This is a genomic window from Pseudomonas sp. NPDC087358, assembly GCF_044900785.1.
GTDB lineage: Bacteria > Pseudomonadota > Gammaproteobacteria > Pseudomonadales > Pseudomonadaceae > Aquipseudomonas.
The window spans coordinates 334,867-350,932 of record NZ_JBJDOA010000003.1; the positions used below are offsets into that span (position 1 = coordinate 334,867).

The following is a 16,066-nucleotide window of genomic DNA, read 5'->3' on the forward strand; positions in this document are numbered from 1 at the left end:
GACAATAAGGAATAAGACAATGGGTTCGCTGTACCGGATTGCGTTTGGCGTAGGCATGACTGTACTGGTCGCCGCTACGGCTCAGGCTGAAGAGTGGAAAGTCGCCAAGAACGAGGATGGCATCAAGGTATCCCTCAGTGAGATCGCAGGCTCGCAGTACAAGGCTTACCAAGGTGTGACGACGATCAAGGCCAGTGTGGCCAAGCTGCGCGCCCTGCAGGAAGACGTCGCGGGCGCCTGTTCATGGGTTCACGAGTGCAAGTCGCAGAAGGTGCTCAAGCACGAAGGTGACAAGACCTGGACCTACACCCAGTTCAATACGCCATGGCCGGTGACCCCTCGTGATTCGGTGCTGGAAATCACCACGGTCGAGGGCGCCGACGGCAGCCTGACACGCAAACTGGAGGGGCAGCCCAAGTACATTCCCGAAGAAAAGGGCTTTGTGCGTGTAGCGCAGGTCGACGGGTTCTGGAAGTTGGTGCCCAAGGGTGCGAACGAAACCGAGGTAACCTATCAGGTACACACCGAGCCGGGTGGCAGCGTGCCGTCATGGCTGGCGAACAAGTTCGTTGTGGATGCGCCGTTCAACACGCTCAAAGCGTTGACGGAACGCGCCGAAAAATAACCGACCGACCCATACAGTTTGCGCAAGAATGAAAAAAGGCTGCCATTGGCAGCCTTTTTTCTATTTCACAGCAGTGCTTATTTGCGATCTGCTAATGGCACGATATCGCGAGACACTTCGCCGGTGTACAGCTGACGCGGACGGCCAATCTTGTACGGGCTGGAGAGCATTTCTTTCCAGTGCGAGATCCAGCCGACGGTACGCGCCAGAGCAAAGATCACGGTGAACATACTGGTCGGAATGCCGATCGCCTTGAGGATGATCCCCGAGTAGAAGTCGACGTTCGGGTACAGCGAGCGCTCGATGAAGTACGGATCGGTGAGCGCGATCTCTTCCAGGCGCATCGCCAGTTCCAGCTGCGGGTCGTTGGTGATGCCCAGTTCGCGCAGGACTTCGTCGCAGGTCTTCTTCATCACGGTAGCGCGTGGGTCGCGGTTCTTGTAGACGCGATGGCCGAAGCCCATGAGCTTGAACGGATCGTTCTTGTCCTTGGCCTTGGCGATGAACTTGTCGATGTTGGAGACATCGCCGATTTCATCGAGCATGGTCAGTACGGCTTCGTTGGCGCCGCCGTGGGCAGGGCCCCACAGTGCAGCGATGCCGGCGGCGATACAGGCGAACGGGTTGGCACCCGAGGAACCGGCCATGCGCACGGTGGAGGTCGAAGCGTTCTGCTCGTGGTCGGCATGGAGGATGAAGATCCGGTCCATGGCCTTGGCCAGCGTCGGGCTGATCGGTTTGATCTCGCACGGGGTGTTGAACATCATGTGCAGGAAGTTTTCCGCGTAACTGAGGTCGTTGCGCGGGTACATCATGGGTTGGCCCATGGAGTACTTGTAAACCATCGCGGCCAGGGTCGGCATCTTGGCGACCAGACGGATGGCCGAGATTTCGCGGTGCTGCGGGTTATTGATGTCCAGCGAGTCGTGGTAGAACGCCGAAAGAGCGCCAACAACGCCACACATGACGGCCATTGGGTGGGCATCACGACGGAAACCGTTGAAGAAGGTCTTCAGCTGCTCGTGCACCATGGTGTGATTCTTCACGGTGACGACGAATTGAGCTTTTTGTTCGGCAGTCGGCAGTTCGCCGTTGAGCAGCAGGTAGCAGGTTTCCAGGTAATCGGACTGCTCGGCCAGTTGCTCGATCGGATAGCCGCGATGCAACAGAATGCCGTTGTCACCGTCGATATAGGTGATCTTGGATTCGCATGAGGCGGTCGACATGAAGCCTGGGTCGAATGTGAAGCGTCCGGTGGCGGTCAGGCCGCGTACGTCGATTACATCGGGACCAACTGTGCCGGTCAGAATGGGCAGCTCGACGGGGGCAGCGCCCTCGATGATCAACTGCGCTTTTTTGTCAGCCATGTGGCCTCCTATTTATGCTTCAAATCATCAGACAGGCCCCCCACGCAGGGCCCGCACCACTATAGTGAGATAAATTCTAAAGTCAATTTGCCAAAAGTCTTGTGGCAGAAGGCTTTAAGGCTATGTTTTCCGCGAATTTCCCTGCCATTTACGCCTTTTATTCAGCTAAAGCAATCAGCCATTAGGGGAGGGTCTGTGCGTTGTCATTAGTGGGCTAACTGTCTATACTCGGCGTCCGACCGCCAGGGGCTTTCCGACCTGTTTTTCTGGGGGTCGTCACTTCCTGGGTAGTGGGTACCTGACCAGTGCACTTCCCAACAACTTGCCCTGATTGTTAGGGGCTCTTCAGTGTGAAAAAAGCCGTGAAAAGCCAACGACCTGTAAACCTAGACCTAAGGACCATCAAACTCCCCATCACCGGCGTAACGTCATTTCTTCATCGCGTCTCCGGCATCATTCTCTTCCTGGGCCTTGCCATCATGCTTTACGCATTGAGCAAGTCGCTGGGTTCCGAGGAAGGTTTTGCCGAGGTGAAGGCATGCTTGACCAGTCCGCTGGCCAAGATCGTTGTGTGGGGTCTCCTGTCCTCCTTGCTGTATCACCTGGTGGCCGGTATTCGCCACTTGATCATGGATGCGGGTATCGGTGAAACGCTGGAAGGCGGAAAGCTGGGCTCGAAAATCATCATCGCCGTTTCTCTGGTGCTGATTGTTCTGGCGGGAGTTTGGATATGGTAACCAGCGTTACGAACCTGTCACGTTCGGGCCTCTATGACTGGATGGCGCAACGCGTCTCCGCCGTAGTGCTCGCGGCTTATTTCATCTTCCTGATCGGATACGTGATCGCCCACCCTGGCATCGATTTCGCCACGTGGCACGGTCTGTTCTCCCATACCGCAATGCGCATCTTCAGCCTGTTGGCCTTCGTTGCCCTGGGCGCTCACGCCTGGGTCGGCATGTGGACCATCGCCACCGACTACCTGACGCCGATGGCGCTGGGCGGCTCGGCGACCGCTGTGCGTTTCCTGTTCCAGGCTGTGTGCGGCATTGCGATGTTCGCGTACTTCGTCTGGGGTGTGCAGATTCTTTGGGGTATCTGATTCATGGCTAAAATTAATACCATCTCATTCGACGCCATCATTATTGGTGGCGGCGGTGCGGGCATGCGCGCTGCGCTGCAGTTGGCTGAAGGCGGCCACAAGACCGCTGTAGTCACCAAGGTCTTCCCGACTCGCTCGCACACCGTTTCCGCACAGGGCGGCATTACCTGCGCCATCGCCTCGGCCGACCCGAACGATGACTGGCGCTGGCACATGTACGACACCGTCAAGGGCTCCGACTACATCGGCGACCAGGACGCAATCGAATACATGTGTCAGGAAGGCCCGGCTGCCGTTTACGAGCTGGACCACATGGGTATGCCGTTCTCGCGTACCGAGCAAGGCCGTATCTACCAGCGTCCGTTCGGTGGCCAGTCCAAGGACTTCGGCAAGGGCGGCCAGGCTGCGCGCACTTGCGCTGCGTCCGACCGTACCGGTCACGCACTGCTGCACACCCTGTATCAGGGCAACCTGAAGGCAGGTACCACGTTTCTCAACGAGTACTACGCAGTCGATCTGGTGAAGAACCAGGACGGCGCGTTCGTTGGCGTGATCGCGATCTGCATCGAAACCGGCGAAACCATGTACATCAAGGCCAAGGCCACTGTACTGGCGACTGGCGGTGCTGGCCGTATCTACGCATCCACCACCAACGCCCTGATCAATACCGGTGACGGCATCGGCATGGCGCTGCGTGCCGGTGTTCCGGTCCAGGACATCGAAATGTGGCAGTTCCACCCAACTGGCATCGCCGGCGCAGGTGTACTGGTCACCGAGGGTTGCCGTGGTGAAGGTGGCTACCTGATCAACAAGCATGGCGAGCGTTTCATGGAGCGTTATGCTCCGAACGCCAAGGACCTTGCAGGTCGTGACGTCGTTGCGCGTTCCATGGTCAAGGAAATCATTGCCGGTAACGGCTGTGGCCCTAATGGCGACCACGTGATGCTCAAGCTCGATCACCTTGGCGAGGAAGTGCTGCACAGCCGTCTGCCAGGGATCATGGAGCTTTCCAAGACTTTCGCACACGTCGATCCGGCCGTTGCGCCGATCCCGGTCGTTCCGACCTGCCACTACATGATGGGCGGCGTTGCCACCAACATTCACGGCCAGGCCATGACCATGGACGCCGACGGCAAGGACAGCATCATTCCTGGCCTGTTCGCGGTGGGCGAAGTGGCCTGCGTATCGGTCCACGGCGCCAACCGTCTGGGCGGCAATTCGCTGCTCGACCTGGTCGTATTCGGTCGTGCTGCCGGTCTGCACCTGGAGAAGGCGCTGTCCGACGGTATCGAATACGCCGACGCCAGCGACACTGACATCGATGTCGCACTGAGCCGTTTGAACTCGCTCAATGAGCGCACCGAAGGCGAAGACGTCGCCACGCTGCGCCGCGAGCTGCAAAACTGCATGCAGAACTACTTCGGCGTATTCCGCACTGGCGAATACATGCAGAAGGGCATTGCTCAGCTGGCTGACCTGCGTGGCCGTATCGCCAAGGTCAAGATCAACGACAAGTCCCAGGCCTTCAACACCGCGCGTATCGAAGCGCTGGAGTTGCAGAACCTGCTGGAAGTCGCCGAAGCGACTGCCGTTGCTGCTGAAGTGCGTAAAGAGTCCCGCGGCGCTCACGCCCGTGAAGACTTCGAAGATCGCGACGATGAAAACTGGCTGTGCCACACCCTGTACTACCCGGGTGAAAAGCGGGTTGCCAAACGTGCAGTCAACTTTGCGCCGAAGACCGTACCGGCGTTTGAACCGAAAATTCGGACTTACTAAGGGTGGCCGCTATGTTGAAAGTCGAAGTTTATCGTTACAACCCCGACAGTGATTCGGCACCCAAGACCCAGGTCTTCGATGTCGACACCGGCGGCAAGGACCTGATGGTGCTGGATGTACTGGCCCTGATCAAAGAGCAGGACGAAGGTTTCTCCTATCGTCGCTCCTGCCGTGAAGGCGTCTGCGGTTCCGACGGCATGAACATCAACGGCAAGAACGGCCTGGCCTGCATCACGCCGCTGTCTGCCGTGGTCAAGGGCAACAAGCTGGTGGTTCGTCCCCTGCCTGGTTTGCCGGTCATTCGTGACCTGGTCGTCGATATGAGCATCTTCTACAAGCAATACGAGAAGGTGAAACCATTCCTGCTGAACGATACGCCGGCTCCGGCCATCGAACGTCTGCAGTCGCCGGAAGAGCGTGAGAAGCTGGACGGTCTGTACGAGTGCATCCTGTGCGCTTGCTGCTCCACCAGCTGCCCATCGTTCTGGTGGAACCCTGACAAGTTCCTCGGCCCGGCGGCGCTGCTGCAAGCCTATCGCTTCCTGGCTGACAGCCGTGACACCAAGACTCAGGAGCGTCTGGCCTCGCTGGATGATCCGTTCAGTGTGTTCCGTTGCCGCGGGATCATGAACTGCGTGAACGTTTGCCCCAAGGGTCTGAACCCTACCAAGGCGATCGGTCACGTACGTGGCATGTTGCTCAAAAGCGGTATCTGAGTTCGCAGCACAGCAGCATCTGTAAATCTGTAAATGTTGTACCCGTAGACGCTGCGGCGCAGGCTTCAACCGGCGCCGTAGTTTTAACTTGAGCAGCAGTTTTATGGCTGCGGCTCTTATTTTGAAGAAATGAGAACCAGCAGGGGCATCCGGGCTGGTACCCGGGCTATCAGCGTGATCCTTAGTGACTCGATACAGTCGCTGCACATGGACTTTTCAAGTTTGCTTGGGTGTCGACGCCGGTGGTGTCCCCTAACCGAGGGTGACCAAGCATGCAAGAAAGCGTGATGCAGCGCATGTGGAACAGTGCCCACCTATCCGGTGGTAACGCTGCCTATGTGGAAGAGCTCTATGAGCTCTACCTGCACGACCCTAACGCTGTGCCAGAAGAGTGGCGCACCTACTTTCAGACGCTGCCGGCTGACGACAGCACTGCCAACGATGTATCGCACTCCACGGTTCGCGATCATTTCGTGTTGCTGGCGAAAAACCAGCGCCGCGCACAGCCGGTCTCCGCCGGTAGCGTGAGCAGCGAACACGAGAAGAAGCAAGTCGAAGTGCTGCGACTGATCCAGGCATTCCGTATGCGCGGCCATCAGGGTGCGCAACTCGATCCTCTGGGTTTGTGGAAGCGTACTGCGCCAGCTGACCTGTCGATCAACCATTACGGTTTGACCAACGCTGACCTCGATACCACCTTCCGTGCCGGCGACCTGTTCATCGGCAAGGAGGAGGCGAGCCTACGCGAAATCGTCGAAGCCTTGCAGAAGACATATTGCCGCACCATCGGCGCCGAGTTCACGCACATCGTCGACTCCAACCAGCGCAACTGGTTCATGCAGCGCCTCGAAAGCGTGCGTGGCCGTCCAGCTTACTCCGCCGACATTCAGAGCCATCTGCTCGAGCGCGTCACCGCGGCCGAGGGTCTGGAAAAGTACCTGGGTACCAAATACCCGGGCACCAAGCGTTTTGGTCTGGAAGGCGGTGAAAGCCTGATTCCGATGCTCGACGAACTGATCCAGCGTTCCGGTTCCTACGGCACCAAGGAAATCGTCATCGGCATGGCCCACCGCGGCCGTCTGAACGTTCTGGTCAACACCTTCGGCAAGAATCCGCGCGAGCTGTTCGACGAGTTCGAAGGCAAGAAGAAGGTCGAGCTGGGTTCCGGTGACGTCAAGTACCACCAGGGCTTCTCGTCCAACGTCATGACCACAGGTGGCGAAGTTCACCTGGCGATGGCATTCAACCCCTCTCACCTGGAGATCGTGTCTCCGGTGGTCGAGGGTTCGGTGCGCGCCCGTCAGGACCGTCGCAACGACACCACCGGCGAAAAAGTACTGCCGATTTCCATCCACGGTGATGCTGCTTTCGCAGGTCAGGGCGTGGTCCTGGAAACCTTCCAGATGTCGCAGACCCGCGGCTTCAAGACCGGCGGTACGATCCACATCGTCATCAACAACCAGGTCGGCTTCACCATCAGCAACCAGGAAGACTCGCGCTCCACCGAGTACGCGACCGACGTTGCCAAGATGATCCAGGCGCCGATTCTCCATGTGAATGGCGATGACCCTGAAGCCGTCCTGTTCGTGACCCAGCTGGCCATCGACTACCGCATGCAGTTCAAGCGTGACGTGGTGATCGATCTGGTCTGCTACCGTCGCCGTGGCCACAACGAGGCCGACGAGCCAAGTGGCACCCAGCCGTTGATGTACCAGCAGATCGCCAAGCAGCGCACTACCCGCGAGCTGTATGCCGAAGCACTGGCAACCGGCGGCATCCTCGGCGCCGAAGCGGCTCAGGCCAAGGTCGACGAGTATCGCAATGCGCTGGACAACGGCATGCACGTGGTCAAGAGCCTGGTCAAGGAGCCGAACAAGGAACTGTTCGTCGACTGGCGTCCTTACCTGGGCCACGCCTGGACTGCGCGCCACGACACCAGCTTCGACCTCAAGACCCTGCAGGAACTGTCGGCCAAGCTGATGGAACTGCCAGAAGGTTTCGTGGTTCAGCGTCAGGTCCAGAAGATCTACGAAGACCGCCAGAAGATGCAAGCCGGCGGCCTGCCGATCAACTGGGGTTACGCCGAGACCATGGCTTACGCCACCCTCGCGTTCGAAGGTCATCCGATCCGGATCACCGGCCAGGACGTGGGTCGCGGCACGTTCTCGCACCGCCACGCCGTGCTGCACAACCAGAAGGACGCGGCCACTTACGTGCCGCTGCAGAACCTGTACGCCGGTCAGCCACGCTTCGACCTGTATGACTCGTTCCTGTCCGAGGAAGCAGTGCTGGCATTCGAATACGGTTACTCGACCACTCAGCCAAACGCGCTGGTGATCTGGGAAGCCCAGTTCGGTGACTTCGCCAACGGTGCACAGGTCGTTATCGACCAGTTCATCACCAGCGGCGAGCATAAGTGGGGCCGTCTGTGCGGTCTGACCATGCTGTTGCCACACGGCTACGAAGGCCAGGGCCCCGAGCACTCCTCGGCGCGTCTTGAGCGTTACCTGCAACTGTGTGCCGAGCACAACATCCAGGTATGCATGCCGACCACTCCGGCTCAGATCTACCATCTGTTGCGCCGTCAGGTGATTCGTCCGCTGCGCAAGCCATTGATCGTGCTGACGCCAAAGTCGCTGTTGCGCCACAAACTGGCAATCTCGACCCTGGAAGATCTGGCCGAAGGCTCGTTCCAGACGGTGATCCCGGAAATCGACACCCTCGATGCCGCCAAGGTGACGCGTCTGGTCATGTGCAGTGGCAAGGTCTACTACGACCTGCTGGAAAAACGCCGTGCCGAAGGCCGCGAAGATATCGCCATCGTGCGTATCGAGCAGCTCTATCCGTTCCCGGAAGACGACCTGATGGAGGCGATCGCGCCTTACACCAGCCTGACCAACGTGGTCTGGTGTCAGGAAGAGCCGATGAACCAGGGCGCCTGGTACAGCAGTCAGCACCACTTGCGCCGCAGCATTGGCAATCACAACCGCAACCTCGTGCTCGAATACGCCGGTCGTGATGCTTCTGCAGCACCTGCTTGTGGCTACGCTTCGATGCACGCCGAACAGCAGGAAAAACTGCTGAAAGACGCGTTCACTGTTTAACGCCTTCGCGCATTAGAAACCGAATTAAGGAATTTCAGATAATGGCTATTGAGATCAAAGCCCCCTCTTTCCCGGAATCCGTTGCCGATGGCACCATTTCCAAGTGGCACAAACAGCCGGGTGAAGCGGTAAAACGTGACGAGCTGCTGGTCGACATCGAAACCGACAAAGTCGTACTCGAAGTCCTGGCCGAAGCTGACGGCGTTCTGGCATCGATTGTCAAAGGCGAGGGCGACACCGTCCTGTCCAACGAACTGATCGCAACCCTGGACGCAGGCGCCACTGCATCGGCCGCTCCGGCTGCCGCTGCGGCCCCTGCTTCCGCTCCAGCTGCTGCCGCGCCTGCCGCCGCCGCTGCCGGTGATGAAGACGCCATTGGCGCTCCGGCTGCGCGCAAGCTGGCTGAAGAAAACGGCATCAACCTGTCCAGCGTCAAAGGCACTGGCAAAGACGGTCGCGTCACCAAGGAAGACGTGGTTGCCGCGATCGAAGCGAAGAAATCCGCTCCGGCCACTGCCCCTGCACCGGCTGCCAAGCCAGCTGCTGCCGCCGCCGCTCCAGTGTTCGCTGCCGGCGACCGCACCGAGAAGCGCGTACCGATGACTCGTGTACGTGCCACCGTTGCCAAGCGTCTGGTTGAAGCCCAGTCGAACATGGCGATGCTGACCACCTTCAACGAAGTCGACATGACCGAAGTCATGGCCCTGCGTTCGAAGTACAAGGACCTGTTCGAGAAGTCCCACAATGGCGTGCGCCTGGGCTTCATGTCGTTCTTCGTCAAGGCTGCCACCGAGGCGCTGAAGCGCTTCCCGGCCGTCAATGCTTCGATCGACGGTTCCGACATCGTTTACCACGGTTATGCGGACGTCGGCGTTGCCGTTTCCAGTGATCGCGGTCTGGTGGTACCGGTCCTGCGTAACGCAGAACACATGAGCCTGGCTGAAATCGAAGGCGGCATCGCGGCTTTCGGCAAGAAGGCTCGTGACGGCAAGCTGTCCATCGACGAGATGACCGGTGGTACCTTCACCATCACCAACGGTGGTACTTTCGGTTCGATGATGTCGACCCCGATCGTCAACCCGCCACAAGCGGCCATCCTGGGCATGCACAACATTCTGCAGCGTCCCATGGCGATCAACGGGCAGGTTGTCATCCGTCCAATGATGTACCTGGCGCTGTCCTACGATCACCGCCTGATCGACGGTAAAGAAGCCGTGACCTTCCTGGTAACCATCAAGAACCTGCTGGAAGACCCGGCGCGTCTGTTGCTGGATATCTGATTCAAGGCAGCTGCAAGCCACAAGCGCCAAGCTGCAAGTAAAAGCAGCCTGGCGCTCGTGCTTGGGTCGTCGCAACATCCTAATGAGCAGGCTGCAACTCGTCTGTAGAGCATCACGGATCAGCTTGCAGCTTGTGGCTTGAAGCTCGCAGCTAAAGAGGAACTCTTTTTTATGTCCCAGAAATTCGACGTGGTAGTGATTGGCGCAGGCCCTGGCGGTTATGTTGCCGCCATCAAGGCTGCGCAACTTGGTCTCAAGACTGCCTGCATCGAGAAGTATCAGGATAAAGAGGGCAAACTGGCTCTCGGCGGTACCTGCCTGAACGTGGGTTGCATCCCGTCCAAGGCGCTGCTGGACAGCTCCTGGAAGTTCTACGAAGCCAAGAACCAGTTCAATGTTCACGGTATCTCGGTATCCGACGTGAAAATGGACGTGGCGGCGATGGTTGGCCGCAAGTCGCAGATCGTCAAGGGTCTGACCGGTGGCGTTGCCAGCCTGTTCAAGGCCAATGGCGTCACCTCCTTGCAGGGTCACGGCAAACTGCTGGCCGGCAAGAAAGTCGAGCTGACCAAGCCTGACGGCACCACCGAAGTCATCGAAGCCGACAACATCATCCTGGCTTCCGGTTCGCGTCCGATCGACATTCCACCGGCTCCGGTCGACCAGAACGTGATCGTCGACTCCACCGGCGCCCTGGAATTCCAGAGCGTGCCTGAGCGTCTGGGCGTGATCGGCGCTGGCGTCATCGGCCTGGAACTGGGTTCGGTATGGTCGCGTCTGGGTTCCAAGGTCACCGTTCTCGAAGCACTGGAGAAGTTTCTGCCAGCGGCTGACGAAGCGGTTGCCAAGGAAGCACAGAAGACCTTCACCAAGCAGGGCCTGGACATCAAGCTGGGCGCTCGCGTTACCGGTTCGAAAGTCAACGGCAATGAAGTGGTGGTCAACTACACCGACAAGGACGGCGAGCAGAACATCACGTTCGACCGCCTGATCGTCGCAGTGGGCCGTCGCCCGGTGACCACCGATCTGCTGGCCTCCGACAGCGGTGTGGACATCGACGAGCGCGGTTTCGTTTTCGTCAACGACCAGTGCGAGACCAGCGTTCCGGGTGTCTTCGCGATCGGTGACGTGGTCCGTGGTCTGATGCTGGCACACAAAGCGTCCGAAGAAGGCATCATGGTCGTCGAGCGCATCAAGGGTCACAAGACCCAGATGAACTACGACCTGATCCCGTCGGTTATCTACACTCACCCGGAAATCGCGTGGGTCGGTAAAACCGAGCAGACCTTGAAGGCCGAAGGCGTAGAGGTTAACGTCGGCAGCTTCCCGTTCGCGGCCAGCGGCCGTGCAATGGCGGCAAACGACACTGGCGGTTTCGTCAAGGTCATCGCTGATGCCAAGACTGACCGTGTACTGGGTGTACACGTCATCGGTCCAGGCGCAGCAGAACTGGTACAGCAAGGCGCAATCGGTATGGAGTTCGGCACCAGTGCCGAAGACATCGGCATGATGGTCTTCTCCCACCCGACCCTGTCCGAAGCCTTGCACGAAGCTGCTCTTGCTGTGAATGGCGGTGCCATCCACATCCAGAACAAGAAAAAACGCTAAGAAAAAAACCACGACGGACCGCCCGTCGTAAGTCCTGTTCGCAAGGCTTACCGCGGAAGGTCCGTTGGACTCGAACTCCCGGCCGATTTCCAGCACGTGCCCAGGCACAGCTGGCAGCCTTTCGGGAGAAGCGGTCACAGGTGGTGCGGCACGCTTAGACGAGCAGCACCGAATGCGCAGTACCTAACGAAGACGGTAATAAGCATGAATCTTCACGAGTATCAGGGTAAGCAGCTGTTCGCTGAATACGGCCTGCCAGTATCCAAAGGCTACGCAGTCGACACCCCGGAAGCAGCAGCAGAAGCCTGCGACAAGATCGGCGGAACCGAGTGGGTCGTCAAAGCCCAGGTTCACGCAGGTGGTCGCGGTAAAGCGGGCGGCGTCAAGCTGGTTCGCAGCAAAGAAGACGCAGCTGCGTTCGCGCAACAGTGGTTGGGCAAGCGTCTGGTCACTTACCAGACTGATGCCAACGGTCAGCCAGTCACCAAGATCCTGGTTGAATCCTGCACTGACATCGCCAAAGAGCTGTACCTGGGCGCTGTAGTCGATCGTTCGAGCCGTCGTATCGTGTTCATGGCCTCCACCGAAGGTGGCGTGGACATCGAGAAAATCGCTCACGACACTCCTGAGAAGATTCTCAAGGCCACCATCGATCCACTGGTTGGCGCTCAGCCATTCCAGGGTCGTGACCTGGCATTCCAGCTGGGTCTGGAAGGCAAGCAGGTTGCTCAGTTCGCCAAGATCTTCACCGGTCTTGCCAAGCTGTTCCAGGACCACGATCTGGCCCTGCTGGAAGTGAACCCGCTGGTGATCAAGGCTGACGGCGATCTGCACTGCCTGGACGCCAAGATCAACATCGACGCCAACGCCATGTACCGTCAGCCAAAGCTGAAGGCTTTCCACGACCCATCGCAAGATGACCCACGTGAAGCCCACGCTGCCAAGTTCGAACTGAACTACGTGGCACTGGAAGGCAACATCGGCTGCATGGTCAACGGTGCTGGCCTGGCCATGGGTACCATGGACATCGTCAACCTGCACGGCGGCAAGCCAGCCAACTTCCTCGACGTAGGCGGTGGTGCTACCAAGGAACGCGTAACTGAAGCGTTCAAGATCATCCTGTCCGACAGCAATGTCGCAGCAGTACTGGTCAACATCTTCGGCGGCATCGTTCGTTGCGACATGATTGCCGAAGGCATCATTGGCGCTGTGAAAGAAGTCGGCGTGAAAATCCCGGTTGTTGTTCGCCTGGAAGGTAACAACGCTGAGCTGGGCGCTAAAGTACTGGCAGAAAGCGGCTTGAACATCATCGCAGCTACCAGCCTGACCGACGCTGCTCAACAAGTCGTCAAAGCTGCGGAGGGCAAATAATGAGCGTCCTGATCAATAAAGACACCAAAGTTATCTGCCAGGGCTTCACCGGCTCGCAAGGTACTTTCCACTCCGAGCAAGCCATTGCCTACGGCACCAAAATGGTTGGCGGCGTGACCCCAGGCAAAGGTGGCACCACTCACCTGAACCTGCCTGTGTTCAACACCGTGCGTGAAGCAGTAGAGCAGACCGGCGCAACCGCTTCGGTCATCTACGTTCCGGCTCCTTTCTGCAAAGACTCGATCCTGGAAGCTGCATTCGCCGGCATCCAGCTGATCGTCTGCATCACCGAAGGCATTCCTACCCTGGACATGCTGGACGCGAAAGTAAAATGCGACGAGCTGGGCGTTGTCCTGATCGGCCCTAACTGCCCAGGCGTGATCACGCCGGGCGAGTGCAAGATCGGCATCATGCCAGGTCACATTCACTTGCCAGGTAAAGTCGGTATCGTGTCGCGTTCCGGCACCCTGACTTACGAAGCTGTGAAGCAGACCACTGACGCCGGTTTCGGTCAGTCGACTTGCGTCGGTATCGGCGGTGACCCGATCCCGGGTTCGAGCTTCATCGACATCCTGAAGCTGTTCCAGGAAGACCCGAAGACCGAAGCGATCGTCATGATCGGTGAGATCGGCGGTTCGGCTGAAGAAGAAGCGGCTGCCTACATCAAGGCAAACGTGACCAAGCCAGTCGTTTCCTACATCGCTGGTGTGACTGCCCCTGCGGGCAAGCGCATGGGCCATGCGGGCGCGATCATCTCCGGCGGCAAAGGCACTGCAGACGAGAAATTCGCTGCACTGCAAGACGCAGGCGTGAAAACCGTGCGTTCGCTGGCAGACATCGGCAAAGCCCTGGCTGAGCTGACTGGTTGGGAAGTGAAGAAGGCTTAATCGCCGTCTGACCACTGCCTGATCGACAAAAGCCACCTTCGGGTGGCTTTTGTGTTTTCGGGGTTTGAGTTTTTTGCTGATGGGCAGGGGAGGCCACGATGGTGGGTCTGGACTGCTACAGGGTGAGGTTTGCCCTGTCGACAAGTGCCAACAATGATGAAGCGTGGCTGGATTTTGTAGGACATTTCCGAAATGCGACAGGAACGTGCGTTCAACGGTCGCACCGCCCTGTATCGGTGCGTGAAATAGGGTAGGCTACCCGCCATTTTGCGCAGTCGACCCCCACAAGGAGCCACTGCGCGTAACGGGCCTGTTCTAAAAGGACGGGCAGCATTTCCCTCACCCTCAGGGAAATCCTCTTCTTAATCCCGATTTGGCAGTGTGGTTTCTTTGATGAAAGTGTTGAAAGGTCAGGACATCCTGGCGCTTGGTTTCATGACGTTCGCGTTATTCGTCGGTGCTGGAAATATCATCTTCCCCCCTATCGTCGGCCTGCAGGCCGGTCCACATGTGTGGATGGCAGCGCTTGGCTTCCTGGTCACGGCCGTGGGTCTTCCGGTGGTGACCGTCATCGCGCTGGCCAAGGTTGGCGGGGCCATGGATGCGCTGAGCAACCCGATCGGCAAAGTGGCAGGAACGATCCTTGCGGCGGTGTGCTACCTGTCGGTGGGCCCGCTGTTCGCGACTCCACGCACCGCCACCGTCTCGTTCGAAGTCGGCCTGGCGCCGATTACCGGCGAGAGCCCTCTGGCGTTGTTTCTGTACAGCCTGGTCTATTTCCTCCTCGTGTTCTGGGTGTCCCTGTATCCAGGCCGCCTGCTGGATACCGTCGGACGCTTCCTGGCACCGTTGAAGATCATCGCCCTGGCCGTACTGGGTATCGCGGCGTTCGCCTTGCCGGCCGGTGATGTCGGCAGCGCGCAGCCTGCCTATGTTGCCGCGCCATTCTCCCAGGGCTTCATCAACGGCTATCTGACCATGGACACCCTCGGCGCGCTGGTATTCGGGATCGTCATCGTCAACGCGATTCGATCGCGGGGTGTGGAGTCACCACGGCTGATTACCCGTTACGCCATTATCGCTGGCTTGATTGCAGGGGTTGGCCTGGCGCTGGTGTACATCAGTCTGTTCCGTCTGGGCTCGGGCAGCCATGCCGTGGCAGCTGGCGCGGCCAATGGTGCTGCGGTTCTCCACGCGTACGTGCAGCACACCTTTGGCACCTTGGGCAGCGGATTCCTGGCCGTGCTGATTTCCCTTGCCTGCCTGGTGACCGCGGTCGGTCTGACCTGCGCCTGCGCTGAATACTTCAGTCGTCTGCTGCCACTGTCCTACAAGACGCTGGTGATCCTGCTGGCAGCTTTCTCCCTGCTGATCTCGAACCTTGGGCTGACGAAGCTGATCCAGTTCTCCATCCCTGTGCTCACGGCCATCTACCCGCCGTGCATCGCGCTGGTCGCACTGAGTTTCTGCAAGGACTTCTGGCGTGCGCAGGGGCGTGTCGTGGCGCCGGTGATGGCAGTGTCGTTTCTGTTCGGCGTCATCGATGCCGTCAAAGGCTCGGGCCTTGGACAATACCTGCCGGACGCCTGGGCTCACTTGCCGCTGAGCGACCAGGGTCTGGCCTGGTTGATACCGTCACTGATCACCCTGTTCGCGGCGTTCGTGGTTGACCGTCTATTGGGCAAGCGCAGCCAAGCGCTGGCCTGAGGGGAGGAGGGGCGGGGCTGTCGCTAACGCATGACGCGTTCGACTTCTGATGAATAAAACAAAGCCCGCTGCGTGCGGGCTTTGTTTGTTCTGAAACTTTGGAACTTACTGCTTAGTTGGCGCGGGTGCCTGGGTGTTGGCCTCTTTAGCGCGCTCTTGCGCGGCTTCGGCGTTCTTCTGGGCAGCTTCCTGGCTCTCTTTGGCAGCGTCGTTTACTTTATCTTGAGCCTTTTGCATCGACTCTTGGGACTGCTGGGCAGCCTTGTTGGCATCTTGCTGTTTATCCTCGGATTTTTTATCGCAGGCAGCGAGACCCAAAGTGGCAGAAAGCATGAGGGCAATGGCTAAAGTCTTACGCATGGGGTATTTCTCCTTATTGAACATCTACGTGCCTTCGAGCGCAGCGCTGCAAAGTTAGTTCCATGTTTAATGGCGATAAATCACCCACTGTTTCATAGCGATTATTCACCGGCAGGGTCTTGTTGCTGATTAAACGTTTTTGCAGGAGTGGCGCGTGCCGCTTCGA

General features: G+C 58.6%; 13 protein-coding genes. 11 read left to right on the plus strand and 2 right to left on the minus strand.

Annotated features, from left to right (window positions below; translation table 11 throughout):
• Positions 1-19 precede the first annotated feature (19 nt).
• Positions 20-625 (plus strand): START domain-containing protein, encoded by a 606-nt coding sequence (locus tag ACI2KS_RS08305; protein ID WP_404618974.1) that lies wholly within the window; start codon positions 20-22, stop codon positions 623-625.
• Positions 626-702: 77 nt separating this feature from the next.
• Here ACI2KS_RS08305 and gltA read toward each other — a convergent pair whose 3' ends face one another.
• Positions 703-1,992 carry a citrate synthase gene (gltA, locus tag ACI2KS_RS08310; protein WP_404618975.1) on the minus strand — a complete coding sequence of 430 codons (1,290 nt, stop codon included), beginning with the start codon at positions 1,990-1,992 and terminating at the stop codon, positions 703-705.
• Between the two features lie 350 nt (positions 1,993-2,342).
• Here gltA and sdhC point away from each other — a divergent pair, with 350 nt between their 5' ends.
• The 10 genes from sdhC (at position 2,343) to brnQ (ending at position 15,540) form a co-directional block, all read left to right on the plus strand.
• Positions 2,343-2,729 (plus strand): succinate dehydrogenase, cytochrome b556 subunit, encoded by a 387-nt coding sequence (sdhC, locus tag ACI2KS_RS08315; protein WP_404618976.1) that lies wholly within the window; start codon positions 2,343-2,345, stop codon positions 2,727-2,729.
• The gene (gene sdhD / locus ACI2KS_RS08320; protein WP_404618977.1) at positions 2,723-3,091 is read left to right on the plus strand and encodes a succinate dehydrogenase, hydrophobic membrane anchor protein; all 369 of its coding nucleotides are present in this window, start codon (positions 2,723-2,725) and stop codon (positions 3,089-3,091) included. The genes sdhC and sdhD overlap by 7 nt, the downstream gene beginning before the upstream one ends.
• Before the next feature lie 3 nt (positions 3,092-3,094).
• A complete protein-coding gene (sdhA, locus tag ACI2KS_RS08325; protein ID WP_404618978.1) occupies positions 3,095-4,867 on the plus strand; it encodes a succinate dehydrogenase flavoprotein subunit in 1,773 nt (590 codons plus the stop codon).
• An 11-nt stretch (positions 4,868-4,878) separates the two neighbouring features.
• On the plus strand, positions 4,879-5,583 hold the full coding sequence (locus ACI2KS_RS08330; RefSeq protein WP_404618979.1) for a succinate dehydrogenase iron-sulfur subunit: 705 nt from the start codon (positions 4,879-4,881) through the stop codon (positions 5,581-5,583).
• Between the two features lie 272 nt (positions 5,584-5,855).
• Positions 5,856-8,687 (plus strand): 2-oxoglutarate dehydrogenase E1 component, encoded by a 2,832-nt coding sequence (locus tag ACI2KS_RS08335; protein ID WP_404618980.1) that lies wholly within the window; start codon positions 5,856-5,858, stop codon positions 8,685-8,687.
• A 41-nt stretch (positions 8,688-8,728) separates the two neighbouring features.
• Positions 8,729-9,967 (plus strand): 2-oxoglutarate dehydrogenase complex dihydrolipoyllysine-residue succinyltransferase, encoded by a 1,239-nt coding sequence (gene odhB / locus ACI2KS_RS08340; protein ID WP_404618981.1) that lies wholly within the window; start codon positions 8,729-8,731, stop codon positions 9,965-9,967.
• A gap of 171 nt (positions 9,968-10,138) precedes the next feature.
• The gene (lpdA, locus tag ACI2KS_RS08345) at positions 10,139-11,575 is read left to right on the plus strand and encodes a dihydrolipoyl dehydrogenase (RefSeq protein ID WP_404618982.1); all 1,437 of its coding nucleotides are present in this window, start codon (positions 10,139-10,141) and stop codon (positions 11,573-11,575) included.
• A 204-nt stretch (positions 11,576-11,779) separates the two neighbouring features.
• Positions 11,780-12,946: an ADP-forming succinate--CoA ligase subunit beta gene (gene sucC / locus ACI2KS_RS08350; protein WP_404618983.1), complete on the plus strand. Its 1,167-nt coding sequence runs from the start codon at positions 11,780-11,782 to the stop codon at positions 12,944-12,946.
• The gene (sucD, locus tag ACI2KS_RS08355; protein WP_404618984.1) at positions 12,946-13,833 is read left to right on the plus strand and encodes a succinate--CoA ligase subunit alpha; all 888 of its coding nucleotides are present in this window, start codon (positions 12,946-12,948) and stop codon (positions 13,831-13,833) included. The genes sucC and sucD overlap by 1 nt, the downstream gene beginning before the upstream one ends.
• Before the next feature lie 393 nt (positions 13,834-14,226).
• On the plus strand, positions 14,227-15,540 hold the full coding sequence (gene brnQ / locus ACI2KS_RS08360; protein WP_404618985.1) for a branched-chain amino acid transport system II carrier protein: 1,314 nt from the start codon (positions 14,227-14,229) through the stop codon (positions 15,538-15,540).
• Positions 15,541-15,645: 105 nt separating this feature from the next.
• On the opposite strand, the gene ACI2KS_RS08365 is transcribed toward brnQ, so the two are convergent.
• A complete protein-coding gene (locus tag ACI2KS_RS08365; protein WP_404618986.1) occupies positions 15,646-15,900 on the minus strand; it encodes a hypothetical protein in 255 nt (84 codons plus the stop codon).
• Between the last annotated feature and the right edge of the window lie 166 nt (positions 15,901-16,066).

What these genes read in the sequence shown, in the direction of transcription:
- ACI2KS_RS08305 (WP_404618974.1), top strand. Translation starts at nt 20, where the DNA reads ATGGGTTCGCTGTACCGGATTGCGTTTGGCGTAGGCATGACTGTACTG.
- gltA (WP_404618975.1), bottom strand. Translation starts at nt 1,992, where the DNA reads ATGGCTGACAAAAAAGCGCAGTTGATCATCGAGGGCGCTGCCCCCGTC.
- sdhD (WP_404618977.1), top strand. Translation starts at nt 2,723, where the DNA reads ATGGTAACCAGCGTTACGAACCTGTCACGTTCGGGCCTCTATGACTGG.
- sdhA (WP_404618978.1), top strand. Translation starts at nt 3,095, where the DNA reads ATGGCTAAAATTAATACCATCTCATTCGACGCCATCATTATTGGTGGC.
- ACI2KS_RS08330 (WP_404618979.1), top strand. Translation starts at nt 4,879, where the DNA reads ATGTTGAAAGTCGAAGTTTATCGTTACAACCCCGACAGTGATTCGGCA.
- ACI2KS_RS08335 (WP_404618980.1), top strand. Translation starts at nt 5,856, where the DNA reads ATGCAAGAAAGCGTGATGCAGCGCATGTGGAACAGTGCCCACCTATCC.
- odhB (WP_404618981.1), top strand. Translation starts at nt 8,729, where the DNA reads ATGGCTATTGAGATCAAAGCCCCCTCTTTCCCGGAATCCGTTGCCGAT.
- lpdA (WP_404618982.1), top strand. Translation starts at nt 10,139, where the DNA reads ATGTCCCAGAAATTCGACGTGGTAGTGATTGGCGCAGGCCCTGGCGGT.
- sucC (WP_404618983.1), top strand. Translation starts at nt 11,780, where the DNA reads ATGAATCTTCACGAGTATCAGGGTAAGCAGCTGTTCGCTGAATACGGC.
- sucD (WP_404618984.1), top strand. Translation starts at nt 12,946, where the DNA reads ATGAGCGTCCTGATCAATAAAGACACCAAAGTTATCTGCCAGGGCTTC.
- brnQ (WP_404618985.1), top strand. Translation starts at nt 14,227, where the DNA reads ATGAAAGTGTTGAAAGGTCAGGACATCCTGGCGCTTGGTTTCATGACG.
- ACI2KS_RS08365 (WP_404618986.1), bottom strand. Translation starts at nt 15,900, where the DNA reads ATGCGTAAGACTTTAGCCATTGCCCTCATGCTTTCTGCCACTTTGGGT.